This is a genomic window from Nonomuraea coxensis DSM 45129 (genome assembly GCF_019397265.1).
GTDB classification, from domain to species: Bacteria; Actinomycetota; Actinomycetes; order Streptosporangiales; family Streptosporangiaceae; genus Nonomuraea; species Nonomuraea coxensis.
Genome location: NZ_CP068985.1, coordinates 3428282 through 3452861 on the forward strand (window position 1 = coordinate 3428282; position 24580 = coordinate 3452861).

At 72.8% G+C, this 24580-nt stretch carries 26 protein-coding genes and 1 pseudogene; 16 read left to right on the forward strand and 11 right to left on the reverse strand.

Going from position 1 to position 24580, the window contains the following annotated elements:
• Positions 1-30 precede the first annotated feature (30 nt).
• Positions 31-570, forward strand: coding sequence for a PadR family transcriptional regulator (locus tag Nocox_RS15955; protein WP_033409353.1), 540 nt, complete (start codon positions 31-33; stop codon positions 568-570).
• A 41-nt stretch (positions 571-611) separates the two neighbouring features.
• Positions 612-1172 (forward strand): hypothetical protein, encoded by a 561-nt coding sequence (locus Nocox_RS15960; RefSeq protein ID WP_157383116.1) that lies wholly within the window; start codon positions 612-614, stop codon positions 1170-1172.
• Here the strand turns inward: Nocox_RS15960 and Nocox_RS15965 are convergent.
• Entirely contained in the window at positions 1169-1570 is a 402-nt protein-coding gene (locus tag Nocox_RS15965; protein WP_020543755.1) for a MerR family transcriptional regulator, read from the reverse strand. The genes Nocox_RS15960 and Nocox_RS15965 overlap by 4 nt on opposite strands.
• A 47-nt stretch (positions 1571-1617) precedes the next feature.
• Between Nocox_RS15965 and Nocox_RS15970 the strand changes: the two genes are divergently transcribed.
• Positions 1618-2415 (forward strand): MBL fold metallo-hydrolase, encoded by a 798-nt coding sequence (locus Nocox_RS15970; protein WP_020543754.1) that lies wholly within the window; start codon positions 1618-1620, stop codon positions 2413-2415.
• A gap of 11 nt (positions 2416-2426) precedes the next feature.
• Here Nocox_RS15970 and Nocox_RS15975 read toward each other — a convergent pair whose 3' ends face one another.
• The 3 genes and pseudogenes from Nocox_RS15975 to Nocox_RS15985 all read right to left on the reverse strand — a co-directional run.
• Positions 2427-3002 (reverse strand): Uma2 family endonuclease, encoded by a 576-nt coding sequence (locus tag Nocox_RS15975; RefSeq protein ID WP_020543753.1) that lies wholly within the window; start codon positions 3000-3002, stop codon positions 2427-2429.
• A gap of 59 nt (positions 3003-3061) precedes the next feature.
• Entirely contained in the window at positions 3062-3667 is a 606-nt protein-coding gene (locus Nocox_RS15980) for a hypothetical protein (protein WP_020543752.1), read from the reverse strand.
• 145 nt (positions 3668-3812) lie between these two features.
• Positions 3813-4013 (reverse strand): annotated as a pseudogene (locus Nocox_RS15985) (transposase); the annotation flags it as partial.
• A gap of 57 nt (positions 4014-4070) precedes the next feature.
• Between Nocox_RS15985 and Nocox_RS15990 the strand changes: the two are divergent.
• From Nocox_RS15990 to Nocox_RS16000, 3 genes are all read left to right on the forward strand, one after another.
• Positions 4071-5192: an RNA-guided endonuclease InsQ/TnpB family protein gene (locus tag Nocox_RS15990; RefSeq protein ID WP_425517774.1), complete on the forward strand. Its 1122-nt coding sequence runs from the start codon at positions 4071-4073 to the stop codon at positions 5190-5192.
• A gap of 114 nt (positions 5193-5306) precedes the next feature.
• Positions 5307-6113 (forward strand): glucose 1-dehydrogenase, encoded by an 807-nt coding sequence (locus tag Nocox_RS15995; protein WP_246649796.1) that lies wholly within the window; start codon positions 5307-5309, stop codon positions 6111-6113.
• 3 nt (positions 6114-6116) lie between these two features.
• Positions 6117-6929 carry an alpha/beta fold hydrolase gene (locus Nocox_RS16000; RefSeq protein WP_020547988.1) on the forward strand — a complete coding sequence of 271 codons (813 nt, stop codon included), beginning with the start codon at positions 6117-6119 and terminating at the stop codon, positions 6927-6929.
• A 147-nt stretch (positions 6930-7076) separates the two neighbouring features.
• On the opposite strand, the gene Nocox_RS16005 is transcribed toward Nocox_RS16000, so the two are convergent.
• Positions 7077-7682 carry a DUF4126 domain-containing protein gene (locus Nocox_RS16005; protein ID WP_020547987.1) on the reverse strand — a complete coding sequence of 202 codons (606 nt, stop codon included), beginning with the start codon at positions 7680-7682 and terminating at the stop codon, positions 7077-7079.
• A 19-nt stretch (positions 7683-7701) separates the two neighbouring features.
• Positions 7702-8634, reverse strand: coding sequence for a phosphotransferase (locus tag Nocox_RS16010; protein ID WP_020547986.1), 933 nt, complete (start codon positions 8632-8634; stop codon positions 7702-7704).
• Between the two features lie 69 nt (positions 8635-8703).
• Here Nocox_RS16010 and Nocox_RS16015 point away from each other — a divergent pair, with 69 nt between their 5' ends.
• The gene (locus Nocox_RS16015) at positions 8704-11067 is read left to right on the forward strand and encodes a GcvT family protein (RefSeq protein WP_020547985.1); all 2364 of its coding nucleotides are present in this window, start codon (positions 8704-8706) and stop codon (positions 11065-11067) included.
• Here the strand turns inward: Nocox_RS16015 and Nocox_RS16020 are convergent.
• The 3 genes from Nocox_RS16020 to Nocox_RS16030 form a co-directional block, all read right to left on the reverse strand.
• Positions 11060-11800 carry a GntR family transcriptional regulator gene (locus Nocox_RS16020; RefSeq protein WP_020547984.1) on the reverse strand — a complete coding sequence of 247 codons (741 nt, stop codon included), beginning with the start codon at positions 11798-11800 and terminating at the stop codon, positions 11060-11062. The genes Nocox_RS16015 and Nocox_RS16020 overlap by 8 nt on opposite strands.
• 26 nt (positions 11801-11826) lie before the next feature.
• On the reverse strand, positions 11827-12948 hold the full coding sequence (locus tag Nocox_RS16025) for an NAD(P)H-dependent flavin oxidoreductase (RefSeq protein ID WP_026215317.1): 1122 nt from the start codon (positions 12946-12948) through the stop codon (positions 11827-11829).
• 62 nt (positions 12949-13010) lie between these two features.
• A complete protein-coding gene (locus tag Nocox_RS16030; RefSeq protein ID WP_033411603.1) occupies positions 13011-13655 on the reverse strand; it encodes an acyltransferase in 645 nt (214 codons plus the stop codon).
• Between the two features lie 110 nt (positions 13656-13765).
• Here Nocox_RS16030 and pyrG point away from each other — a divergent pair, with 110 nt between their 5' ends.
• The 9 genes from pyrG to Nocox_RS16075 all read left to right on the forward strand — a co-directional run bounded on the left by pyrG (position 13766) and on the right by Nocox_RS16075 (position 23389).
• On the forward strand, positions 13766-15430 hold the full coding sequence (gene pyrG, locus Nocox_RS16035; protein WP_020547981.1) for a CTP synthase: 1665 nt from the start codon (positions 13766-13768) through the stop codon (positions 15428-15430).
• Entirely contained in the window at positions 15427-16047 is a 621-nt protein-coding gene (locus tag Nocox_RS16040) for an NUDIX domain-containing protein (RefSeq protein ID WP_033411602.1), read from the forward strand. Before pyrG ends, Nocox_RS16040 begins: the two co-directional genes overlap by 4 nt.
• A gap of 21 nt (positions 16048-16068) precedes the next feature.
• Complete coding sequence (xerD, locus tag Nocox_RS16045) at positions 16069-16974, forward strand: site-specific tyrosine recombinase XerD (protein ID WP_020547979.1); 906 nt, start codon at positions 16069-16071, stop codon at positions 16972-16974.
• Between the two features lie 122 nt (positions 16975-17096).
• Entirely contained in the window at positions 17097-18032 is a 936-nt protein-coding gene (locus Nocox_RS16050; protein WP_425517797.1) for a ParA family protein, read from the forward strand.
• A complete protein-coding gene (locus Nocox_RS16055) occupies positions 18029-18853 on the forward strand; it encodes a segregation and condensation protein A (RefSeq protein ID WP_020547978.1) in 825 nt (274 codons plus the stop codon). Before Nocox_RS16050 ends, Nocox_RS16055 begins: the two co-directional genes overlap by 4 nt.
• 472 nt (positions 18854-19325) lie before the next feature.
• Positions 19326-19886 (forward strand): SMC-Scp complex subunit ScpB, encoded by a 561-nt coding sequence (gene scpB, locus Nocox_RS16060; RefSeq protein ID WP_026215315.1) that lies wholly within the window; start codon positions 19326-19328, stop codon positions 19884-19886.
• Positions 19883-21826 carry a pseudouridine synthase gene (locus Nocox_RS16065; RefSeq protein ID WP_020547976.1) on the forward strand — a complete coding sequence of 648 codons (1944 nt, stop codon included), beginning with the start codon at positions 19883-19885 and terminating at the stop codon, positions 21824-21826. The genes scpB and Nocox_RS16065 overlap by 4 nt, the downstream gene beginning before the upstream one ends.
• A gap of 75 nt (positions 21827-21901) precedes the next feature.
• Positions 21902-22261 carry a chorismate mutase gene (gene aroH, locus Nocox_RS16070; protein WP_020547975.1) on the forward strand — a complete coding sequence of 120 codons (360 nt, stop codon included), beginning with the start codon at positions 21902-21904 and terminating at the stop codon, positions 22259-22261.
• A gap of 39 nt (positions 22262-22300) precedes the next feature.
• A complete protein-coding gene (locus tag Nocox_RS16075) occupies positions 22301-23389 on the forward strand; it encodes a prephenate dehydrogenase (protein ID WP_020547974.1) in 1089 nt (362 codons plus the stop codon).
• A gap of 69 nt (positions 23390-23458) precedes the next feature.
• Here Nocox_RS16075 and Nocox_RS16080 read toward each other — a convergent pair whose 3' ends face one another.
• Together Nocox_RS16080 and Nocox_RS16085 are read right to left on the reverse strand one after the other, a co-directional pair.
• The gene (locus Nocox_RS16080; RefSeq protein ID WP_026215314.1) at positions 23459-23653 is read right to left on the reverse strand and encodes a DUF2795 domain-containing protein; all 195 of its coding nucleotides are present in this window, start codon (positions 23651-23653) and stop codon (positions 23459-23461) included.
• A gap of 50 nt (positions 23654-23703) precedes the next feature.
• Entirely contained in the window at positions 23704-24549 is an 846-nt protein-coding gene (locus Nocox_RS16085; protein WP_026215313.1) for a glycosyltransferase family 2 protein, read from the reverse strand.
• Between the last annotated feature and the right edge of the window lie 31 nt (positions 24550-24580).

The following is a 24580-nucleotide window of genomic DNA, read 5'->3' on the forward strand; positions in this document are numbered from 1 at the left end:
ATATATCGGCCCCGAGGTATGATCATCGTCATGCTGGAGCTGGCGATACTCGGGTTCCTCAGAGACCACCCCCTGCACGGCTACGAGCTGCGTAAACGGGTGGCCGCCCTGATGGGCCGCGGGCGCCCGGTGGCCGACGGCACGCTCTACCCGGCGATCAAGCGCCTGGCCGCCGCCGGATGGGTGACGAGGAAGGACGAGCCGGGCGCCGCCGCCGCGCCCCGCCGCGTCCTCCACCTGACCGAGGAGGGCCGCGAGGAACTGGATCGGCGCCTGCGCGAGCCCGCCGACCTCGACATCAGCGACGGCAATCGCTGGTCCACGCTGCTGGCGTTCCTGCGCCACCTGGACGAGCCGGGCGCGCAGGCGGCCGTGCTGCGGAGGCGGCGGGCGTTCCTGGAGGAGCGGGCCGGCCTCCTCGGCGACGGCGACCGGCCGGCGGAGGACGTCGCGGACCCGTTCCGGCGCGGCCTGCTCGTCGTCGCGCAGGCCGCCGGCCAGGCCGAGCTGGCCTGGCTCACCCAGACGGTCGCGGAGCTGGAGAGGACCCCGCACCCGGCGGCCGGATAACCGGATGCGTCGGGCCCGGGCGCCCGCGTACGGTTCGGGGCATGCGGCGATGCGAGGGGTGCGGTCACTGGGAGCCCGCCGGGGCGCATGCCTGCGAGCGGTGCGCGGCCCTGGTGGACGAGATCGTCGAGGAGGGCTGGCGGGCCTTCCTGGAGCGCGAGTTCGGCACGGCGGACCCGCCCGGCGAACGCCTGATCGCCGAGATGGTCGTGGACGAGCCCGACCGGCACCCCTGGCGCGTCGTGGACGCCGCCTACGACCGGCTGACCTGCCCCGAGTGCGGCGGCCGGCTCAGCCGGGGCCCGGCCGGCTGCGCCCCCTGCGACCTGGCCGACGGCTTCCGCTACGCCGCCGTCGAGATGGACCGCCCCGGAGTGCCGCCGGGCAACGAGCACGCGCTGCGGGTGAACGTGGCGGTGACCCGCCGCCCCGACGGTGTCTCGGCCGCGGAGGCGCTGCTGCGCCGCCTGTCCCTGCCGGTCCTGCTGGACGGCCTGCTGCCCACGACGGCCCAGGCCCAGGCCACCAAGGCGGCGGCCAACGCCGGCGCGACGGAGGCCGAGCTGGCCGCCCTGGTCTACGGGGGATGGGGCCGCGGCTAGGGCCGGGCGGGCCTGTTGCCGAGGGCCTGTTTGAAATCGGGGCATTCGACGATCGGCTCGTGATCGCAGACGGCGGCGTGCCGGAGACTGTCGCGCAGCCGGGTGAGCCGGCCGATCTGCTCGTCGAGGCTGCCGGCCCTGGCGGCCATGTGGTCGCGCAGGTCCGGGTCGCCAGGCCGGGCCACCAGGAACCGGCCGATCTCCGCGACCGAGACTCCCGCCTCACGCGCGCACGTGATCAGCTCCAGACGTTGCAGCACGTCCGGGTGGTAGGCGCGGCGGAGCCCATTGCGCCCGGCGGAGGCGATCAGTCCCCTCTTCTCGTAGAACCGCAGCGCCGAAGGCGCCAGCCCGGACCGCCACGCCACCTCGGCGATGTCCAGCCAGTCCTCGTTCATCGATGCCCCTTGACTTGAACCGCGCTTCAAGTCGCAGTCTAGACGCCATGAAGATCCATCACCTGAACTGCGGGTCCGTACGGACGATCGAAGCCACCTACGACGGTCCGCGGCCCGCACCCGCGGTGAACCACTGTCTGCTGATCGAGACCGACGCCGACGGCCTGGTGCTGGTCGAGACCGGACTCGGCCTCGGCGATGTCCGTGACCCCGGCGGCACGCTCGGTGCCGAATGGGTCGAGATGGCGCAGCCCGTCCTGGACGAGGAGGAGACGGCCGTCCGTCAGATCGCCCGGCTCGGCCACGCGCCGTCCGACGTCCGCCACGTCATCGTGACCCATCTGGACGTGGACCACTGCGGCGGCCTGCCCGACTTCCCCGGCGCACGGGTCCATGTGCTCGCCGCCGAACTCGAGGCGGCGCTGGCCGAGGCGCCCAGCTTCCGCTACCGCCCCGCTCACTGGGCTCACGGCCCCGACTGGGTCACCTACCGTCCCGTGCCTGGGGAGGAGTGGTTCGGCTTCACCTCGGTGCAGCCCGAAGGGCTGCCGCCGGAGATCAAGCTGATCCCGCTCGGCGGGCACACCGCCGGCCACACCGGGGTCGCCGTGCGGGATGGCGACCGGTGGCTCCTCCACTGCGGCGACGCCTACTACTACCACCGTGAGCTGGAGACGCCGAAGGAGCCGCACCCGCTGCTGGACATCGTCCAGACCGGTTCGGAGGTCCATCGCGACCTGCGGCTCGGCACCCAGGCCCGGCTGCGCGAGCTCGTCCGCGACCACGGGGGCGAGGTCACGTTGTTCTCCGCGCACGACCCGTGGGAACTGGCCCGGCATCGCTGAGGGCGCGACGGCTAGTCCGGTGGCCAGCTCAGCCGCAGGTCGAGGTCGACGTCGAAGCCGATGTCGAGCTGCAGTCTCTTGCGGTGGATGCCGGTGGGGACATAAGCCTTGACGGCCGGCTCCAGCTCGAAGGTGAAGACGACGGGCACGCCGTCCTCCTGCTCGACCCGCCAGAAGTGCCGGATGCCGGCGTTGGAGTATTTGATCGGCTTGGTGGTGCGGTCGCGGTCCATCGACTCCTCCGAGGCGACCTCCACCACCAGGTGCACGTCCTCGGGCCGGAAGGAGGTGGTGCGCGGGGTGATCGCCGACTTCTCCACGAGGAGGATGTCCGGCTCCAGCCGCTGGCGCATGCCCAGCGTGACCGTCATCTCGCGGACCACCGCGAGGTGCTCCGGCGGCTTGAGACCGTTCTCGAACAGCCGGATGGCGTAGAGGTGGAACGCCGTCTGAGGCGACATCATGATGAGTGACCCGTCGATCAGCTCGACGTGCCGCGGCGCGCCGGGGGGAAGGTGATCGAGCATGTCGGCGGTCCAGCCGCCGGGCGGGCCGGGATAGAACCACTCAGGAAGGGCCGTGGTCATGGAAGTGCCTCCTCAGTGCTCCTCACCCTGCGCATCAATGATGCCACGAGAAGTGACCGTCAGGGGCGGTCGCGGCGTTCGTCGAGGGAGCGGCGGTAGAGCTCGTCGATCTCCTCGAGGGGGTCCGGCGGGCGGCGGCGGGCCTCGATCTCCAGGTCCGTACGCGACGACAGGTCGGCGATCCCGGCGGAGGTGTGGTGGACCTGGTCGCCGAGGAGGTCGGCGCGGATGCGGGCGCACATGGCCGTCAGCGTGGCCTGGTGCTCGCGCAGCCGGCCGAGCGTGGCGTGGTCGACGTAGGGTGAGACGCGGCGCTGCTGGGCGTACATGCCGAGCTGGCCGTCGTGCACCTCGGCCTGGGCCTCCAGGTCGGCGAGGAGGCGGGGCAGGTCGCCGAGGCCCCAGCCCTGGCGCTGGGCGTGCTCGAAAGCCTGGCGGGTGAGGGCGACCTCGCGGCGCAGGTCGAGGCGGAGGCGTTCGACCTCGGCGGCGTCGCCCGTGCCCATCGCGTTGACGTGCGTGCTCAGCCGGCCGGCGGCCTGCTTGGCCCGGCCGGCGGCCTTGCGGCCCAGCTTGACCAGCAGGTAGATGCCGACGCCTCCGAGCAGAAGGAGGAACGCCAGAATCACCAGGACGACGACGAGGAATTCGCCGATCTCCGTCACCCCCTTGTCGGTGTCGCTGTCTTGAGGATAGTCGGCCCCGGAGGTCCTGGCGCGCCGCGCGCCCGTGCCCTGGCCGCTGCCAAACAAGCAGCGCGGGAGAGCCTTGGCCCGAGTGGTGCTCTGACGGTCGGTCTGTGCGGGTGGCTCAGCCTGGCCGCTGCTGGTTCTCGATGTACTCCTCGGTGATCGACAGAGGTGCCCCGCCGCAGGACGCGGCGAAATACGAGAGGGACCAGGAACGGCCGCCCCACAGATACCGGCGGATGTGGACCGGAAACTCCTTGCGCAGCAGCCGCGCCGAGACGCCCTTGAGAGAGTCGACCAGAGTCGAGAGCGCCGCTGCAGGCTGTAGACCACGCTACGACCCCGCCGGATATTGGGGTGTGTTTTCCAATGCGGTGACGTGGACCTGCTGATAGTTTGTTCGATTGTGAAACTGGTGGTGCAGGTGAAGCTCCTGCCGACGGCGGCGAATCTGGTCGCGGCACTGGCGTTCCAGCACCACTGTTTCCGCAACTTCGACCTGCGCAAGCACACCTACGACCGGATCAAGGCCGAGTTCGGGCCGGCCGCCCAGGCCGCCCAGCATGTGATCAAGAAGGTGTGCGACGCCTATCGCACCCTGCACGCCAACCTGGCCGCCGGGCACCTGGGCAAGCCCGGATCGCCGCGCCGGGCCGCCATCGAAGCCCGGCCGATCTCCTTCCGGTCGCCGGCGGCCCAGCCGTATGACGACCGGTGCCTGTCCTGGCAGCATGACGCGCGGACGGTGTCGATCTGGACGACCGCCGGGCGGCTGAAAGGTGTGACCTTCACCGGCTCGGCGCGGCAACTGGCGCTGCTGGCCGTCCATCGACGCGGTGAGTCGGATCTGATCTGCCGGGACGGGATGTGGTTCCTGCATGCCACGGTCGAGGTGGCCGACCGGCCGCTGTCGGAACCGGACGGCTTTGTCGGGGTGGATCTGGGTATCGCCAACATCGCCACCACTTCCGATGGGGTCCGTCATCGCGGCAAGGGCCTGAACGCGGTCCGCCACCGTCATCGCCGGCTTCGCCGCCGTCTGCAGGCCAAGCGGACCAAGTCCGCCAAGCGGCTGCTGAAGCGGCGGCGTCGTCGCGAGGCGCGGTTCGCCGCGAATGTCAACCACATCATCGCCAAGAGCATCGTGACCGAGGCAGAACGCACCGGGCGCGGGATCGCTCTGGAGGATCTCCAGGGCATCCGCGAACGGGTACGGCTTCGCAAGCCCCAGCGGGTCGCGCTGCATTCCTGGAGTTTCCACCAGCTCGGAGCTTTCATCGCCTACAAGGCGGTCCGGGCAGGAGTGGCGGTGATCGTCGTGGATGCGGCCTACACCTCACAGCAGTGCTCGCACTGCGGGCATGTGGACAAGCGCAACCGGCCTGACCAGGCCGCCTTCACATGTACGTCGTGCGGTTTCGCTGAGCACGCCGACGTCAACGTAGCCCGCAACATCGCCTCACGCGGTGAGACGGGCTGGGCAGTGAGTCACGCTGCCTGACGCGGACCGGACCGTCGAAGCCATCGACGGCGAGGAGCTGCAAGCTCGGTCGTTCACGGCCGAGAAGCTGACTGCACAGGGTCGGGGCTGGATCGCGGCGGAAGGGCGGCGGGCGTGCTGGACGGCAAGGTTGTGATCATCACAGGGGGAGCGCGCGGCATGGGCGCGGCCACCGCGCGGCGCTGCGCCGCGGGCGGGGCGCACGTCGTCCTCACCGACGTGCTGGAGGAGGAGGGGACCGCCACCGCCAAGGAGGTCGGCGGCCGGTTCCTGCCGCACGACGTGACCGACGAGGAGCGGTGGGCGGCGGTCGTCGCGCGCACGGCCGAGGAGTTCGGGCGGCTGGACGGCCTGGTCAACAACGCCGGCATCGCGACCGCCGCGACCATCGAGCAGCAGTCCCTGGCCGAGTTCGAGCGGGTGCTGCGGGTCAACCTGGTCGGGGTCTTCCTCGGGCTCAAGGCCGTGGCCGGGGCCATGCGGGCGTCGGGCGGCGGCGCGATCGTGAACCTGTCGTCCGTCGCGGGCCTGTTCGCGCTGCCGGGGACCGGCGGGTACGGCGCCTCCAAGTGGGGCGTGCGCGGGCTCACGAAGATGGCGGCGCTGGAGTTCGCGCGGGACCGGATCCGCGTCAACTCGGTGCACCCCGGGATGATCGTCACCCCGATGACGCGGGAGTTCGGCGCCGTCTCCGGCGAGGGGACCTTTCCCCTGGCCCCGGCCGGACGGTGGGGCGAGCCCGAGGAGGTCGCGGAGGCGATCGCGTTCCTGCTGTCGGACGCGGCGTCGTACGTGACGGGCGCGGAGCTGGCCGTGGACGGCGGCTGGACGGCGGGCGAGGCCGCCCTCCTCGGCCCGCCCCCCGGCGCGAGCCCGGCCCCGTCCGCGAGCCCGGCCCCCGATGCGGGCGCGGCGGGCTGAGGCGTGCCGTACGCCGACGTGGCCGGCGACGTCCGGCTCTTCTACACCGACGACGGCACGGGCGACGGCGGACGGCCCCCGCTGCTGCTCGTGCACGGCTGGGGCACCGACTCCCACCAGTGGTCCTGGCACCTCGACGCCCTGACCGCCGCCGGCCACCGCGTGATCGCTCCCGACCTGCGCGGGCACGGCTACTCGTCCGTCCCGGAGACGGGCAACACGCCCCGCGCGATGGCCGCCGACCTCAAGGCGCTCCTCGACGTCCTCGGCGTCAGGGAGGCGGTCGCGATCGGCCACTCGATGGGCGCCCAGGTGGTCTCCTTCCTCGCCGTCGAGCACCCGGACCGGGTCCGGGCGCTCGTCGCCGTCGATCCCGGCTACGGCATGTCCGACGCGATCGTCCGCGGCTTCCCCCGCATGATCGCGGCCCTGCGCGGGCCGCGCCCGCACGAGGCCGCCGAGGCCATCGACGAGTGGTGCACGAACGCCGCCACCCCCGCCGTCGTGCGCCGCTGGCACAAGCGCCGCCTGCACGGCATGGCCCCGCACGTGCTGGCCGAGGCGATGGAGGCCATGTTCACCGCGCCGGACGCCATCGGGCCGCGCCTCGCTAGCGAGGAGTACCTGGCGCGCCGGACCTGCCCGGTGCTGTCGATCTGGTCCGACCCCGGGCGGGCGTCCTGGGAGGCGGGGCTGCTGAAGGACCCGGCGTCCAGGGTCGTGTGCTGGGAGGGCTCCAGCCACCGGCTGCACGAGGAGCGGCCCGCGGAGTTCGTCCACCTCGTGACCGGGTGGCTGCGGCGCGTGGCGGCGTGAGGGGGCCCGGCGGATCGCCGGGACCCCTCACCGCGTGGGCGCGGCAGGGTCGGGGGCCACGTGACGCCCACACGTCGCGTTCGCTACCGGGAAGGACTGTAGGGGGCGCGCGGGAACCGGGGGATCAGCCCGCAGGGTGACCGCGGGTCATCCTGGAGGCTGACTCCTGGCGGCCCTCCTGCGGGCACGGAGACGGCGTACGCGCCGCAGGAGCCACCAGCTCAGCACGGCGAGCAGCACCAGCGCGACGATCACCAGCACCGGGAGGAAGATCGCGATCAGGCTCATGCCGAGCGAGCCCGCGTCCTCGACGGTGCTCACGACCGGGGCGCCGGCCCCCGCCGTGCCCACGTTGACGAGGGGGCGGGCGGCGGCCTTCATGGCGTGCACGGCCAGCGCGACGCCGATGCCGAGCAGCCAGCCGACCCAGGGGTGCTCGGTCATCCAGGAGGACTTCTCCAGCTCGGCGGCGGCGTTCGTGGCCGAGAAGACGACGCCGCCCGAGGCCGGGCGCACCACGGTCTGGATGGCGTCGTTGACGCTGTCGACGGCGGGCACCTTGTCGAGGACCACCTCGGCGGCCAGCAGCACCGCGATGATCGCGAGCACGCCCCAGTTGGACAGCCAGGCGTAGCCGTCGGGGAGCCTCACGGTGTCGGTGAGGTTCGACAGCACGCCGACGACCAGGAGCGGGATGTAGGCGTTGAGGCCGGCGGCCGTGGACAGGCCCAGGCCGGTCAGTGCGGCGAGCATTGCTCCAGTCTGCCCGGCTTCAGTCGGAACGCGCGGCCTCGTTCATGAGATCCGTGAGCCCGCCGCCGGTGAACTCCGCCACGGCCCGCTCGTACTTCTCCATCCCCCAGGACCAGAAGTCGAAGTCGATGGCGTCGTTCGCGCCGTCCTGGATGGCGGCCCAGAGCGTCCAGCCGTACTTGGACATGAGGCCGAGCAGCCGGGCGCGGGCGATCTTGTGGCGCAGCCGGCGGCCGTAGTACGCGGTGACCAGCTCCTCCAGGTGGCCGGGCGGCAGGGCGGACTCGCTCCAGATGTTGCCGAGCTCGAAGCAGGGGTCGTTGTTGCCGGCGTACTCGTAGTCGATGAGCCACAGGCGCTCGCCGTCGTCGAGGATGTTGCCCGGCAGCAGGTCGTTGTTGCAGGGGACGGTGCCCTCGGCGCGCACCGCCAGACATTTCCGGATTTTTGCCGCGTCGGGCATGAAATCCAGATATCTCGCTGGCAAGCGGAAACCCCGCTCCCGCACGATCTCCAGATACCGCCGCTGCACCTCGAACATGTCGAAGTCGCGCGGGAACCGCGGCCCCGCGTGCAGCCGCCGGCACGCCTCCGCCACCCGCGGCAGGTTCGCGGGGTCCCGCAGGTCCGCCTCGGTGAAGGCGCGCGTAGGAAGGTACTCCACCACCAGCACCCCCAGCTCCGGCAGGTACGCGTGCACCGGCGCCCCCACCCCCGCGGCCGCCGCCGCGAGCGAGCTGGCGTGCTCGGCGTCCCGGTCGATGGCCAGCAGCGCGCCGTCGCTGGCCTGCACCCGCACCACGTACGCGCCGGCGGGCGTGACGACCTTGTAGTTGCGGTTGGTGAGCCCGCCGGGCAGCTCCTCGACCGAGCGCGGCCCGCCGCCCGGCAGGGGGACGCGGTCCAGCAGGTCGAGCAGCTCGGGAGGTACGGGCGCCTCGGACACGGCCATGGTCGATGCTAGGCCGCCCGCCGCCAAACGGTCTAGACCTTTTGATCCCCGGCGGTTAGCCTCCCGATCATGAGCGACTCGGCCCGCATCGTGATCATCGGCGGGGGCGTCGGCGGCACGTCCGTGGCCTACCATCTGACCCGGCTCGGCGAGCGCGACGTCGTCGTGCTGGAGCGGGACGAGCTGACCAGCGGCTCCACCTTCCACTCCGCGGGCCTGGTCGGCCAGCTCCGCGCCGACCCCACGCTGACCCGCATGAACCAGTACTCCGTCGAGCTCTACCGCACCCTCGACGCCGGCTGGACCGAGTGCGGCGGCATCAAGCTGGCCTCCACGCCCGAGCGCATGGAGGAGATCCGCCGGCAGATCGGCTGGGCGCGCGCGTCGGGGCTGCCGCTGGAGGAGATCTCGGTGGCCGAGGCCGTCGAACTGTTCCCGCTCATGGACCCGGAGGGCGTGGTCGGGGCGGCGTACCTGCCGACCGACGGCCAGATCGACCCCTCCCAGCTCTGCTACGCCCTCGCCGCGGGAGCCCGTGAGGGCGGCGCGCGGATCAGGACCGGCGTCCGCGTCCTCGGCGTCAGGACGGCCGGCGGCCGGGTCACCGGCGTCGTCACCGACCACGGGGACCTCGACTGCGAGATCGTGGTCAACTGCGGCGGCATGTTCGCCGCCGAGATCGGCCGCATGGCCGGGGTGCGCGTCCCGATCGTCCCGATGTCGCACCAGTACGTCGTCACCGACGCCTGCCACGACCACCCACGCCTGCCCACCCTGCGCGACCCCGACCTGCTCGTCTACTACCGGCAGGAGGTCCGGGGCCTGGTCATGGGCGGCTACGAGCGCACCTGCGCGCCCTGGACCGCCGCCCCCGACTCCTACGACGCCGTGCCCGCCGACTTCAACGGCCGCCTCCTGCCCGAGGACTGGCCGCGCTTCGAGGAGATCTCCGCCAACTCCCGCCTCCGCGTCCCCGCGATGGGCGACGTCGGCATCCGCAAGCTCGTCAACGGGCCCGAGGCGTTCACCCCCGACAACGAGTTCTGCCTCGGCGAGAGCGAGGTCGCCGGGTTCTTCGTGGCCGCCGGGTTCTGCGCGCACGGCATCGCGGGCGCGGGCGGCATCGGCAAGGTGACGGCCGAGTGGATCGCCGGCGGCGAGCCGCCGATGGACCTCTGGCACATGGACGTGCGCCGCTTCGGCCGCCACTACCGCTCCCCGTCGTACACGCTGAAGCGGGCCGTGGAGAACTACGAGACCTACTACGACATCCCCTACCCCGGCCGGCAGCGCAGCGCGGGCCGGCCCCTCCGCACCTCGCCCGCCTACCCCTGGCACGCCGCGCACGGCGCCGTCTTCGGCGAGAAGGCGGGCTGGGAGCGCGTCGACTTCTACCGGGCGAACGACACCGGCGACGAGGGGGAGCGGCCGGGCGGGTGGGCCGGGCGCGGCTGGTCGCCCGCGATCGGCGCCGAGCACCGCGCCACGCGCACGGCCGCCGGGCTGTTCGACGAGAGCTCGTTCGCCAAGATCGAGGTCACCGGCCCCGGCGCGGCCGAACTCCTGGAACGGGTCTGCGCCAACCGGGTCGCCCGCGAGGTCGGCGCCGTCGTCTACACCCAGGCGCTCAACCGGCGCGGCGGCATCGAGTGCGACTTCACCGTCACCCGCCGGGGGGAGGAGGAGTTCCTCGTCGTCACCGGCACCGCGTTCGGCGGGCACGACCTCGGCCGGCTGCGCCGGCAGGCCGCGCTCACCGGAGCGAAGGCCAGGATCGCCGACGTGACCGGCCAGTACGCCTGCTTCGCCCTGTGGGGCCCGCGCGCCGGCGACGTCGTCGCCGGGCTCACCCCCGGCCCGATGGACCTGCCGTTCATGACCGCCCGCGAGACCACCGTCGGCGACGTGCCGGTGCTGGCGCTGGCCGTGACGTTCGTCGGCGAGCCGGGCTGGGAGCTCTACTGCTCCAGCGAGTACGGCCGCGCGCTCTGGGAGACCCTGTGGCGCGCCGGGCGGCCGCACGGCCTGGTCGCGGGCGGCTACCGGGCCATCGACAGCCTCCGCCTGGAGAAGGGCTACCGGGTCTGGGGCGCCGACATCGGCCCGGAGACCACGCCGTACGAGGCGGGCCTCGGCTTCTGCGTCAGGCAGGACAAGGACTTCATCGGCCGCGACGCGCTCGACCCGGCCCCGGGACGCCGGCTGCGCTGCCTCGTCCTCGCCGACCCGCGCGCCGTGGCGCTCGGCAACGAGCCGGTCCGCCTGGCCGGCCGGGTGGTGTCGCGGGTGACCTCCGGCGGCTACGGCTACACCGCCCGCGCCTCCGTCGCCTACGCCTACCTGCCGGCGGAGGCCGGCGAGGGCACCGAGGTGGAGGTCGAGATCGAGGGCGCCCGCGTGCCCGGCGCCGTCGTCAGGACGCCGCTCACGTGATGCCGCTGCGCACCGAGATCCGCACCCGGTCGGGCCGGAACAGGTCGCGGGCGTACTCCACCGGCACGCCGCCGGCCGCGTACGCCGTCCGCTCGATGAGCATGAGCGGCGCGCCCGGCTCGATGCCCAGCTCGGCGGCCTCCCCGGCGCCCGCGATCACCGGGTCCAGGTGCTCGACCGCCGTACGCGGCTCCAGGTCGTAGCGGGCGCCGAGCAGCGCGTAGAGCGAGCCCGTCAGGTCCTCGCCGAGGAAGCCGGGCAGCGGCGGGAAGAACGAGCGCTCCAGCGCCATCGGCGAGCGGCCCGCCGAGCGCACCCGCGCCACCTCGTGCACGGGGGAGCCCGCCGCGACCCCCAGCGCCCGCGCCGCCGCCCCCGGAGCGGGCACCGTCGTGGCGGTCAGGACGCGCGCCCGGGCCCGCAGGCGGGCCCGGCGCAGCTGCTCGGTGAACCCGGCGAGCCCGGTCAGGTCGCACTCGACGCGCGGCTCGGCCACGAACGCCCCGCCCGCCCGTCCCGGCACCCGGACCAGCAGCCCGTCGCGCTCCAGCGTGGCGAGGGCCTGGCGCAGCGTCATCCGGCTCACGCCGAGCCGCCCGGCCAGCTCACGCTCGCCGGGCAGCCGGTCGCCGGGCGCCAGCTCGCCCCCGTCGATCGACTCCAGCAGCCACCGCTCGATCTGCACGTGCGCGGGGACTCCGGTGCCGCGTTCCAGCTCAGGAGTGCCGACCACAGGCGCAGGCTACCCCGGCGGGGCGCTCACTCGGAAAGGCGGGCCAGGCGCTCGACCGCCTCCGCGAACTCGCTGACCATCTCGTAGACCACCTGCCGGGCGGGCTTGATCTGGTCGAGCTGGCCCACGACCTGCCCGACGAAGTAGTTGGCCAGCTCCAGCGCGCCCGGCTCGCCCCGCTCGGCCGCGGCGGTGATGCGGGCCATCGCCCCTTCGGCGACGAGCATCTGCAGCGGCATGCCGAGCGGTCCCGGGCTCTCCTGGGCGGCGTCCCACTCCTGCGTCCAGGCGGACTTGAGCTGGCGGGCCGGCTTGCCCGTGCGCGAACGCGAGCGGACCGTGTCGAGGGACGAGGCGGCCAGCATCTTGCGCTTGACCGCCGGAGCCGTCTCGGCCTCCTCCGTGGTCAGCCAGACCGAGCCGCACCACACGCCCTGCGCGCCGAGTGCCATGGCCGCCGCCATCTGCCGCCCGGTGGCGATGCCGCCCGCGGCCAGCACCGGCACCGGCGCGACCGCGTCCACGACCTGCGGCACCAGCACCATCGTGGAGATCTCGCCGGTGTGGCCGCCCGCCTCGGTGCCCTGGGCCACGATGAGGTCCGCGCCCGCGGCCACCTGCCTGCGCGCGTGCTCCACGGTGCCGACCAGCGCCGCGACCGGCACGCCCGCCTCCCTCGCCTTGGCCACCATCTCCGGCGGGGGCGGGCCCAGGGCGCTCGCGATGAGCCCGATCGGGTGCTTGAGCGCCACGTCCACCAGGCTCGACGCTCCCGACGCCGTCACCCGGCGGCCGAAGGAGTCGCCCGTCACCGCCATCGGCTGCGCCGACCCGCCCACCCGGTACTTGGACATCAGGTGGGCGACGAAGTCGCGGTGCCGCTCGGGCACGAAGTCCATGAGGTGGCCGTCCCCCAGAGCGGCGGCGTCCACCTTGCCGGGCACGAGCACGTCCACCCCGTACGGCTTGCCGCCCACCTGCTCGTCGATCCAGGACAGCTCGGTGTCGAGCTGGTCGGGCGAGTACGCGATCGCGCCCAGCACCCCGATCCCGCCCGCGTTCGTGACCGCGGCCACGACGTCCCTGCAGTGGCTGAAGGCGAACAACGGGAACTCGACGCCGAGGCGTTCACACACAGCGGTCCTCATGACCAGACGCTAACCGACCGAAGGAAGTTCGGTCCATCCCCTGGCCGGGGTCGCGTCCCGGGTCAGGACGCCGTGCCTAACCGGACGGGGTCGTGCCAGCCCAGCTCCGGCGTGTACCCGCGCACCCGCCGCGCCGGGACCCCCGCCACCACGCTGTGGTCCGGGAACGTGCCGCGCACCACCGCGCCGCCCGCGACCACGCACTGCCGGCCGAGCGTCGTCCCCGGCAGGATGATCGCCCCGGCGCCCAGCCAGGAGCCGGAGCCGATCGAGACGGGGCTGTTGCGCGGCCACTGGCGGCCGATCGGCACGTCGGGGTCGTCGTAGACGTGATTCTGGTCGGTGACGTAGACGTACGGGCCGGTGAAGACGTCGTCGCCGATGTCGATCGACTGGTGGGCCACGATGTGCGTGCCCCGGCCGATCGAGCAGCCGCGGCCGATCCTCAGGATGGAGGAGGGGCCGAGGTCCAGGCCGGGGTTCATGCCGCAGGACATCGACACGCGCTCGCCGACGAGCGTGTGGTCGCCGATCTCGATGTACGCCTCGCCGAAGATCGCCCCAGGAGGGAACGCGATGCTGACCCCGTCGCCCATCCGCCGGAACCGGTAGCCTCCCGGGGTGGCCGGGGAAATCGCGCCGGCGCGGCGGATCGCCGTGTAGGCGCGATGGATCGCCGCGTTCACGGCCCGCCGAACTAGTGACATAGCCACCAAAGTTACCGCTAGGTCATACCGTTCGGGCATGTGAGGGGCGTTGTTTGATATCCTGAGAGCCCGTGGACACTTCGACCACACATCGAGCCACGGGAGCCCCTTTGCGCAGCGCATCGCAAACCAAGCATCTGTTCGTCACCGGCGGTGTCGCCTCCAGTCTCGGCAAGGGGCTCACGGCCTCCAGCCTCGGTCGCCTGCTCAAGGCACGCGGTCTCCGGGTCACCATGCAGAAGCTCGACCCCTACCTCAACGTCGACCCCGGGACGATGAACCCGTTCCAGCACGGCGAGGTGTTCGTCACCGACGACGGCGCGGAGACCGACCTCGACGTCGGCCACTACGAGCGTTTCCTCGACACCGACCTGCACGGCTCGGCCAACGTGACCACCGGGCAGGTCTACTCCAACGTCATCGCCAAGGAGCGGCGGGGCGAATACCTCGGCGACACCGTCCAGGTCATCCCGCACATCACCAACGAGATCAAGGACCGCATCAGGGGCATGGCCGGTCCCGAGGTCGACGTGGTCATCACCGAGGTCGGCGGCACCGTCGGCGACATCGAGTCGCTGCCGTTCCTGGAGGCCGTCCGGCAGATCCGGCACGAGGTGGGCCGCGACAACGTCTTCTGCCTGCACGTCTCGCTGCTGCCCTACATCGGGCCGTCCGGCGAGCTCAAGACCAAGCCCACCCAGCACAGCGTGGCCGCGCTGCGCAGCATCGGCATCCAGCCCGACGCCATCGTGCTGCGCTCCGACCGGCCCGTGCAGACGGCGATCAAGCGCAAGATCAGCCTGATGTGCGACGTCGACGAGGACGCCGTGGTCTCCGCCGTCGACGCCGCCTCCATCTACGACATCCCCAAGGTGCTCCACTCCGAGGGCCTCGACGCCTACGTCGTGCGCCGGCTCGGCCTGCCCTTCCGCGACGTCGACTGGAAGGAGTGGGAGGAGCTGCTGCGCCGCGTGCACCGCCCGGCCAAGGAGGTCACGATCGCGCTGGTCGGCAAGTACATCGACCTGCCCGACGCCTACCTGTCGGTCACCGAGGCGCTGCGCGCGGGCGGCTTCGCCAACGACGCTCGGGTCAACATCCGCTGGGTCAAGAGCGACGACTGCGAGACCCCCGAGGGCGCCGAGCGCGAGCTCGACGGCGTCGACGGCGTGCTCATCCCCGGCGGGTTCGGCGTACGCGGCATCGAGGGCAAGATCGGCGCCATCCGGCACGCCAGGGAGAACAAGGTGCCGCTGCTCGGCATCTGCCTCGGCATGCAGGGCATGGTCATCGAGGCCGCCCGCAACATGGCCGGCATCGCCGACGCCAACTCCACCGAGTTCGACCCCGACACCAAGCACCCGGTCATCTCCACCATGGCCGACCAGGAGGACGTCGTCGCCGGCGAGCGCGACATGGGCGGCACCATGCGCCTCGGCAGCTACACCGCCAAGCTCGCCGAGGGCTCGCTCGCCCGCCGGCTCTACGGCGGCAAGGCCAAGGCCGACGAGCGCCACCGCCACAGGTACGAGGTCAACAACGCCTACCGCGAGCAGCTTGAGCAGGTGGGCATGGTCTTCAGCGGCCTGTCGCCCGACGGCCGCCTGGTCGAGTACACCGAGCTGCCGGTGGAGACGCACCCGTTCTTCGTCGGCACGCAGGCGCACCCCGAGTTCCGCTCCCGCCCGACCCGCGCCAACCCGATGTTCAAGGGCCTCATCGGCGCGGCGCTCGACTACGCCGAGGGCCGGGTGGGCGCTAAGGTCGCTCAGTGAGCTCAACCGTGATCAGCGACACGCCCGAGTCGTGGGACGTCGTCGAGACCAAGGAACGCTTCTCCGGCCGCGTCATCCGGGTGGTCACCGACACCGTCAGGATGCCGCGCGACGAGGTCGCCGACCGTGACTACGTGGTGCATCCCGGCTCCGTCGCCGTGCTCGCCCTCGACGACCTCGACCGCGTCCTCATGATCAGGCAGTATCGCCACCCGGCCCGGCGGCTCCTGTGGGAGCTGCCGGCCGGGCTCCGCGACGTGGCGGGCGAATCGCTGGTCGACGGGGCCGCCCGCGAGCTGGCCGAGGAGGCCGGCTACCGGGCCGCCACCTGGCACACCCTCGTCGACCTGCGCACCTCGCCCGGCATGAGCGACGAGCGCATCCGGGTCTTCCTCGCCCGCGACCTCACCAGGATCCCCGACGAGGAGAACGGCTTCGTGCACCGGCACGAGGAGGTCGACATGCCGGTCGAATGGGTCCCGCTGCCCGACGCGGTCGAGAAGGCGCTCATGGGTATGATCCACAATTCCCCGGCCGTGGCCGGTATCCTCGCCGCATATGCGGCTTCGGTCGAGGGTTTCGCCACGTTGCGCCCGGCCGACGCCCCGGAGGCGTGACGTTTCGGGAAGGACCGGCTCGTGGAGGCAGTGCTCTCCAGCTACCTCGCCCATCTGGCGGTGGAGCGGGGCCTGGCCGCCAACACGCTCGCGTCCTACCGCCGTGACCTGCGCCGCTACATGGAGCACCTGCGGGCGCGCGGCCGTGGCGAGCTCGGCGAGGTGGGGGAGGCCGACGTCCAGGCCTTCCTCGCCGCGCTGCGCGAGGGCGACGGGGAGCATCCCGCGCTCGTCGCCAGCTCGGCCGCGCGCGCGGTCTCGGCCGTACGCGGCCTGCACCGTTTCGCCCTGCGCGAAGGCGTCACCGCCCACGACCCCGCCCACCAGGTGCGCCCGCCGCGCCAGCTCCGCCGGCTGCCCAAGGCCATCACGGTGGACGAGGTCGAGCGGCTCATCGCCGCCTCCGGCCCCGACGGCGCCCCCCTGACCCTGCGCAACCGCGCCCTGCTGGAGGTCCTGTACGGCACCGGCGCGCGCATCTCCGAGGCCGTCGGCCTGGCCGTCGACGACCTGGAGGACGACCAGGTGCGCCTGCGCGGCAAGGGCGGCCGCACCCGCGTCGTCCCCCTGGGCCGCTACGCCCGCGCCGCGCTCGACGCCTACCTCGTCCGCGCCCGGCCCGGCCTGCTCGCGCACGGGCGCGGCACGCCCGCCGTCTTCCTCAACGCCCGCGGCGGACGACTGACCAGGCAGGGCGCCTGGGAAGTGCTCCAGGCCGCCGCCGAACGGGCCGGACTCGACGGGATAAGCCCGCACGTTCTACGCCATTCATTCGCAACCCACCTCCTTGACGGCGGCGCCGACGTTAGGGTGGTCCAGGAACTGCTCGGCCACGCCTCGGTCACGACCACGCAGGTCTACACCCTGGTCACGGTCGACAAGCTCCGCGAGGTCTACGCGGCCGCGCACCCGCGCGCCCGGCAGTGATCTATAGTTTTTGCGACGTGCGGCACCGACGGCGTGCCGCCTTGCCGCGTTAAGTGGTGACGCCATAGTGTCCGTCCGGACGGTCCGGTTCGGGACCGTCAGGGAGGTTCGAGCTGGTGACTGTGACGACCAAGGGTTCGACCCCGGGGACCCCCGACAACCCCTGGGGCGACACGAAGACCAACGCGCCTTCCAACGGCGTCAACCTAGGGCCCACCCAGCGGCCCCGGCCGGTGTTCCCCGAGCCGGTGCCCCCCGCCGTGCACGGCCCGGCGCGCGTGGTCGCGATGGTCAACCAGAAGGGCGGGGTCGGCAAGACCACGACCACCATCAACCTGGGCGCCGCGCTCGTCGAATGCGGCCTCAAGGTGCTGCTGGTCGACTTCGACCCCCAGGGCGCGCTCTCCGTCGGCCTCGGCATCAACCCGCTCCAGCTCGACCTGACCGTCTACAACCTCCTCATGGAGCGCGGCGTCACCGCCGAGGAGGTGCTGCTGCAGACCGGCGTCGAGGGCCTCGACCTGCTGCCCAGCAACATCGACCTGTCCGCCGCCGAGGTCCAGCTCGTCACCGAGGTGGCCCGCGAGCAGGTGCTCGGCCGCGTCATCAAGCCGCTGCTGCCGCACTACGACGTCTGCCTCATCGACTGCCAGCCGTCGCTCGGCCTGCTCACCATCAACGCGCTCACCTGCGCCCACGGCGTCATGGTGCCGCTCGAGTGCGAGTTCTTCGCGCTGCGCGGCGTCGCGCTGCTCATGGACACCATCTCCAAGGTCCAGGAGCGCCTCAACGAGGACCTCGAGATCGAGGGCCTGCTCGCCACCATGTACGACGCCCGCACCCTGCACGGCCGCGAGGTGCTGGCCCGCGTGGTCGAGGCGTTCGGCGACAAGGTGTTCCACACGGTCATCAACCGCACCGTGCGCTTCCCCGACGCCACCGTCGCCGGCGAGCCGATCACCACGTTCGACCCCTCCTCGCTGGGCGCCAACGCCTATCGCGAGCTGGCCCGCGAAGTGCTCTCGCGCTGGCCGGCACCTGCCACAATGGCCAGGTGACCACCGCCGCCGAGCAGAGCGACCCCCAGGGCTTCCAGGTCCACCTGGACGTCTTCGAAGGGCCCTTCGATCTGCTCCTCGGCCTCATCGCCAAGCACAAGCTCGACATCACCGAGGTCTCCCTCTCCAAGGTCACCGACGAGTTCATCGCCTACATCCGCTCCCGGGGCCCCGAGTGGGACCTCGACCAGACCAGCCACTTCCTGCTGGTCGCGGCCACGCTGCTCGACCTGAAGGCGGCCAGGCTGCTGCCCTCCGGCGAGGTGGAGGACGAGGAGGACCTGGCGCTGCTGGAGGCCAGGGACCTGCTGTTCGCGCGGTTGCTGCAGTACAAGGCGTACAAAGAGGTGGCGAAGGTCTTCTCCGGGCTCATGGCGGAGGAGGCGCTGCGCTTCCCGCGTACCGTGCAGATGGAGCCCCAGTTCGCGAACCTGCTGCCCGAGCTGGTGCTCGGCATCGGGCCCGAGCAACTCGCCAGGATCGCGGCCCGGGCCTTCACCCCCAAAGCGCCGCCCACCGTCAGCATCGGGCACATCTACCAGCCGCTGGCCAGCGTCAAGGAGCAGGCCGCGATCCTCGTCATGCACCTGCGGCGGCTGCGCCGGGCCACCTTCCGCGCGCTCGTCGCCGACTGCACGGGGACCTTCGAGGTCATCGCGCGGTTCCTGGCCGTGCTGGAGCTGTTCCGGGAGGCGGCGGTGACGTTCGAGCAGGTCGAGCCGCTGGGCGACCTGCACGTCACCTGGACCGGGGCCGACGAAGGGGACGTGGCGGTGGGGGACGACTACGAGGAATCAGCGGAGAAGCCACGCAATGACTGACAGCCCCAACCCGCCCGACTCCCGCCAGCCCCTGCCCGCCTGGATGACCCTCCCAGGCTCCCTGGCCCACCCCCCGGACCCCACCCCCACCGACCCCCCTCCGCCCGAAGAGGCGCGTCAGCCTGGGGAGGCCCGTCAGCCTGGCGAGGCCCGTCAGCCTGGGGAGGCGCCTGGGCCCGCCAAGGTCCCTCAGTCCGACGACGCCCCTCAACCCAGGGAGGCGGCCAGGCCCGCCGAGGTGTCTGGGCCTACGGCGGCAGAAGCGTCCGAGCCCGCCGAGCCCTCTCAGGCGGCAGAAGCGTTCGAGCCCGCCGTCTTCTCCTCCGGGACGGCACCGGCGGGGCAGGGGACACTGGGCGGCGCCGCGACACCTCCGCCGGCGCCGACGGCTGCCGAGCAGCCGGAGCCGCCGTTCTCCGATTCGGGGGCCGACGCAGGCAGCCAGTTCGCCGGCGGCGGTGACCAGGGGGAGGTGCGGGAGCGGGCGGAAGGGCCGACGCTGCAGGCGGCTCTGGAGGCTATCCTGCTGGTGGTCGATGAGCCCGTCGCCGAGGTGACCCTCGCGCAGGTGCTGGAGCGCCCCACCCACGAGGTGGCCGCCGCGCTGCGCGGGCTCGCGGCGGAATACACCGCCTCCGGGCGGGGTTTCGATCTGAGAGAGGTCGCAGGCGGCTGGCGGTTCTACACGCGCGCCGACTGCGCCGCGCTGGTCGAGCGGTTCGTCCGCGACGGCCAGCAGTCGCGGCTGACCCAGGCCGCGTTGGAGACTCTCGCGGTCGTGGCCTACCGGCAACCGGTGAGCCGCGCCCGTGTCGCCGCCGTACGCGGCGTCAACAGCGACGGCGTCATGCGGACGCTCGTCGCCAGGGGGCTGGTCGAGGAGGCCGGCACCGACCCGGAGAGCCAGGCAGTGCTCTACCGGACAAGCTCATACTTCCTTGAACGTCTGGGACTACGGGACCTGAGCGAGCTCCCCGAGCTCGCGCCCTTCCTCCCCGACGACGTGGAGAACCTCGAGGAGACAACAAAGTGATCAACAGGCGAAGCACCCCGTCCGGTGATGGACGCGGTCGTGGACGCACCGGCGGCTCGGACCGAAGTGCCGGCCGTGGCGGGCGTCCCGCCTTCCGCACGGAGCGCGACGACCGCGGGTACGGCGGCCGGACGTCCGGCGACCGCGACCGGTCCTACGGCGACCGTGACCGCGGCCGGTCGGCCGGCGACCGCTCGTACGGCGGTGACCGTGACAACCGTGGCTACGGCCGCGACTCCGGCGGCGACGGCCGGCCTTCGCGCGACTCCCTCCGCGCCGACCGCGGGGGCTCCCGCGCCCGGTACGGCGGACGTGACGGCGCGAGCGAGGGCCGCTACCCCCGAGATGACCGAAACCGCCGCGATGACCGTTACGCCGGCGACCGCGGCGGCGACCGTGACCGCGGCTCCTGGCCGCGCGGCGACCGCGACGACCGGCCCGCCCGTGCCGACCGGGACGGCGGGTACTCCCGGGACGACCGCTCCGACCGCTCCGACCGGCCTGACAGGTACGGTCGCAGCGCCCGCGCCGAGCGCCCGCGCGGCGAAGGCTTCGGCGGCCCCCGGGGCGACCGTGACCGCGACCGATCCGGCGACCGCTCGTACGGTGGTGACCGGTCAGGTGAGCGGGGCGGCAACCGGGGCTGGGACCGCGACCGCGACGGTAACCGCGGCGGCTACCGAGCCGACCGCCCCGAGCGCCGCACCGACCGGTCCACCGACCGCCCCGAGCGGCGGACGGATCGTTTCGGTGACCGTCCTGAGCGGCGTACGGATCGGTTCGGTGACCGTCCTGAGCGGCGTACCGACCGGTTCGGTGACCGTTCTGAGGGGCGTGGCGAGCGGTTCGGTGAGCGTTCCGAGGGGCGTGGCTACCGGTCGGATGACCGGGGCGGCTACCGGTCCGAGCGGGGCGGGGGCCGTTCCGAGCAGGGCGCGCCCCGCGAGGCGGGGTCGACCCGTTCCCGCTACGGCAGGCGTGACGGCGACGCGCCCCGCGGCGTCGTACGGGCGAACGCCCGTGGCGGCAGGCGCGACGACGTCCAGACGATCGGCAGGGCCGGCAGGACCGGCGGGCCGGGAGGCGGCGCGTCCGGTGACCGCAAGGGTCCCGGCAGCCCCCAGCAGGCCCGGATCAAGGCGGGCCGCCAGCCCATCCGCGACCGCGACCTGTTCCCCGAGGGCTACACCGACGAGCGTGACACCACCGAGGTCCCGGACGGCGTCCGGCTGCAGAAGGTGCTCGCGCAGGCGGGCGTGGCCAGCCGCAGGGCGTGCGAGGAGATGATCGGCGAGGGCCGCGTCACGGTGAACGGCCAGGTCGTACGGCGCTTCGGCGCCAAGGTCGACCCGGCCAAGCAGGTCATCCATGTGGACGGCAAGCGCATCCCGACGGCCCCCGACCTGGTCTACTACGCGCTGAACAAGCCCATCGGCGTCGTGTCCACCATGGAGGACCCGCAGGGCCGCCCGTGCCTGGCCGACTTCGTCCAGGAGCTGGCGCCGAGGCTGTTCCACGTGGGCCGGCTCGACACCGAGACCGAGGGCCTGCTGCTGCTCACCAACGACGGCGAGCTGGCCAACCGGCTCACCCACCCGAGTTACGGCGTGCAGAAGAAGTACTGGGCGAAGGTGCCCGGCCCGATCCCGAGGGACCTCGGGCGGCGGCTCAAGCAGGGCATCGAGCTGGAGGACGGCCTCGCCAGGGCCGACAGCTTCGCCATCGTGCAGGAGCACGCCCAGCAGGCGCTGGTCGAGGTCGTCCTGCACGAGGGGCGCAAGCACGTCGTCAGGCGGATGCTGGAGGAGGCGGGGCACCGGGTCATCGACCTGGCCAGGATCGAGTTCGGCCCGGTGAAGCTGGGCCGCACCAAGCCCGGCACGATCCGCGCGCTGACCCTGAAAGAGGTCGGCGAGCTGTACGCGGCCGTGAAGCTGTAATCTGTCCGAACGCAGGAGCCCGTGCGTGCTTTGTCCCGTACGGGCTCTCCCGCTTGTCAGAAGGGGACGAACCACATGGTGCGGGCGGTCCGTGGGGCGATCCAGGTGGACGCCGACGATCGTGACTCGATCATCGAGGGCACGACCGAGCTGGTGAGCACGCTCATGGAGCGCAACCGGCTGACCACGGACGACGTGATCAGCGTGCTGTTCACGGCCACGCCCGACCTGACGGCGGAGTTTCCCGCGCTGGCGGCGCGCAAGCTGGGCTTCCACGAGGTGCCGCTGATCTGCTGCTCCGAGATAGGCGTGCCGGGCGCGCTGCCCCGCGTCGTCCGCCTCATGGCCCACATCGAGACCGACCGGCCCCGTTCGGAGATCCACCACGTCTATCTGCGGGGCGCCGTCGCCCTCCGCCAGGACATCGCCCAGTAAGCCCCGGCCAGGGGCGGCCCGACACACCAGGACATCCAGATGGAACTACGCACCGTGCTCGTCGTCGGCACCGGTCTCATCGGCACCAGCACCGCGCTGGCGCTGCGCAGGCACGGCGTGCGGGTCCTGCTCGCCGATCGCGACCCCGGCGCCGTACGGCTGGCGCGCGAGCTCGGCGCGGGCGAGGAGTGGGCGCCGGAGACCCCGCCCGAGGAGGGCGTGGACCTGGCGGTGATCGCGGTGCCTCCGGCGTTCGTGGCGAACGAGCTGCTGGAGCTGCAGCGGCACGGCGCCGCCCGCTTCTACACCGACGTGGCGAGCGTCAAGGCCGAGCCCATCGACCGGGCCAGGCGGCTCGGCTGCGACCTGTCGTCCTATGTCGCCTCGCACCCGCTCGCCGGGCGGGAGCGGAGCGGCCCGGGCGCGGCCCGCGAGGACCTGTTCCTGGGCCGCCCGTGGGCGTTGTGCCCCACCGAGGAAGCCGCTCCCGGGGCGAAGGCCGCCGTGCTGCGGCTGGCGGAGCTGTGCGGGGCGAACCCGGTCGAGGTCGGCGCGGTCGAGCATGACCGGGCGGTGGCCGTCGTGTCCCACGCGCCGCACGTCACGGCCTCCGCCGTGGCCGCGCGGCTGGCCGACACCACGGACGTCGCGCTCGGCCTGGCCGGTCAGGGCGTCCGTGACGTCACCAGGATCGCCGGCAGCGACCCCGGCCTGTGGCTCGGCATCCTGTCCGGCAACGCGGCCCCGGTCGCCGAGGTGCTGGAGGCCGTCGCCCGGGACCTCACCGAGGCCGCCGGCGCGCTGCGCGCCCTGGCGGACGGCGACGGCACCGCCATGCAGGACATCACGCAGCTCCTCAAGCGGGGTGTCGCCGGGCACGACCGCATTCCGGGCAAGCACGGCGGGCCCGCCTCGGCGTACGCGGTGGTGCAGGTGGTCATCGGCGACCGTCCCGGTCAGCTCGCCCGCCTGTTCCAGGTGTGCGACGAGGTCGGGGTCAACGTCGAGGACGTCCGGCTGGAGCACGCGCCCGGGTTGCCGCTGGGCGTCGCCGAGCTGTCGGTGCAGCCCGACGCCGCGGCCTCGCTCGTCGAGGCGCTGCGCGACCGGGGCTGGCAGCTCCCCTGATCTGCCCGGGCTCCGGCGGGGTGCGCGACGGGTGCCGGCGGCCCGCCGCGCACGCTGGTCACCGCTCGGTCACTTCTTGGTGACCGCCTGGCTGACGGCGTTGGGGCCGTCGTACTCGCGGTCCGGCATGTTCTCCAGGGCCTTGACGATGTCGTCGTCCGCTCCGTGGTCGCGGGCGGCCTGGACCAGGTCGTTCTTGCTGGCGGGGTAGTCCACGCCGCTCAGGTGCTTCTGGAGCTGGATCGGGTTCGGTGCTGTACTCATATCGGCCTGCTGCCCGTCGTGCAGGGGAGGTAACAGCGGGCGCCGCGACGTCAGCCGCCGGTGCGTTCCAGGAGGCGGCGGTCGCGTTCGACGGCCGGGGGGAGGGCGCGGCGGGCGGCCAGCGCCCGCGGCAGGCGGGGTACGGCCGTGCGCAGCCCCTCCCAGCCCGCGGGTCCACGGCGCAGCGCGGCGAGGAGCCGGCGGGCCACCACCCTCCAGGGGCGGCGCAGGACCGCCGTGAGGACGGAGTTCCGCGCGGCCAGCACCTGGCGTCCCCGGGGGTCCTTGGGCGGTGACGGGTGGTGGTGGGCCACGACGTCGCCCACGTACGCGAGGCCCCATCCGCGCGCCGCCAGGTCGACCGCCAGCCGTTCCTCCTCCCCGAAGAAGAAGATCACGTCGTCGAACCCGCCCGCCTCCAGGAACGCCTCCCGCCGCACCACGACGCCGCACGCCAGGAAGCCCAGCACGCTCGGCCCCGGCAGGTCCGGCTCGGCGCCGAGCGGCGAGTGCGCCATCTGCTCGGACACGGGGTCCAGCCGCTCCTCGGGTCCCACGAGCACGCGCGCCCCCAGGACGGCCAGCCGCGGGTGCGCGTCCAGCACGTCGGCCGCCCGTTCGAGCGCGCCCGGCGCCCACCAGGAGTCGTCGTCGGCGAAGGCCACGTACGGCGTCTCCGCCAGGCGCACGCCGATGTTGCGGGCGGGCGCCCCCAGGTTCTCGCCCGCCTCGACCACCTGGACGTCGGGGAAGTGCTTGCGGACGAAGCCCGCCGTCCCGTCGGACGAGCCGTTGTCGACGAGGATCACGGGGCGCGGATGGCGGGGGAGCGAGCGGGCCAGCGCTCGCAGGCGGTCCTTGCTGGCGACCACGACCGTGACGCGGGCTTCACTCACATCAGTGCACTTACCGCCCAAAACACCCTTA

Excerpts from the sequence above, each read along its gene's own strand:
- Nocox_RS15955 (WP_033409353.1), top strand. The coding sequence starts at position 31 with ATGCTGGAGCTGGCGATACTCGGGTTCCTCAGAGACCACCCCCTGCAC.
- Nocox_RS15960 (WP_157383116.1), top strand. The coding sequence starts at position 612 with ATGCGGCGATGCGAGGGGTGCGGTCACTGGGAGCCCGCCGGGGCGCAT.
- Nocox_RS15965 (WP_020543755.1), bottom strand. The coding sequence starts at position 1,570 with ATGAACGAGGACTGGCTGGACATCGCCGAGGTGGCGTGGCGGTCCGGG.
- Nocox_RS15970 (WP_020543754.1), top strand. The coding sequence starts at position 1,618 with ATGAAGATCCATCACCTGAACTGCGGGTCCGTACGGACGATCGAAGCC.
- Nocox_RS15975 (WP_020543753.1), bottom strand. The coding sequence starts at position 3,002 with ATGACCACGGCCCTTCCTGAGTGGTTCTATCCCGGCCCGCCCGGCGGC.
- Nocox_RS16005 (WP_020547987.1), bottom strand. The coding sequence starts at position 7,682 with ATGCTCGCCGCACTGACCGGCCTGGGCCTGTCCACGGCCGCCGGCCTC.
- Nocox_RS16010 (WP_020547986.1), bottom strand. The coding sequence starts at position 8,634 with ATGGCCGTGTCCGAGGCGCCCGTACCTCCCGAGCTGCTCGACCTGCTG.
- Nocox_RS16015 (WP_020547985.1), top strand. The coding sequence starts at position 8,704 with ATGAGCGACTCGGCCCGCATCGTGATCATCGGCGGGGGCGTCGGCGGC.
- Nocox_RS16025 (WP_026215317.1), bottom strand. The coding sequence starts at position 12,948 with ATGAGGACCGCTGTGTGTGAACGCCTCGGCGTCGAGTTCCCGTTGTTC.
- Nocox_RS16030 (WP_033411603.1), bottom strand. The coding sequence starts at position 13,655 with ATGTCACTAGTTCGGCGGGCCGTGAACGCGGCGATCCATCGCGCCTAC.
- aroH (WP_020547975.1), top strand. The coding sequence starts at position 21,902 with ATGGTGCGGGCGGTCCGTGGGGCGATCCAGGTGGACGCCGACGATCGT.
- Nocox_RS16075 (WP_020547974.1), top strand. The coding sequence starts at position 22,301 with ATGGAACTACGCACCGTGCTCGTCGTCGGCACCGGTCTCATCGGCACC.
- Nocox_RS16080 (WP_026215314.1), bottom strand. The coding sequence starts at position 23,653 with ATGAGTACAGCACCGAACCCGATCCAGCTCCAGAAGCACCTGAGCGGC.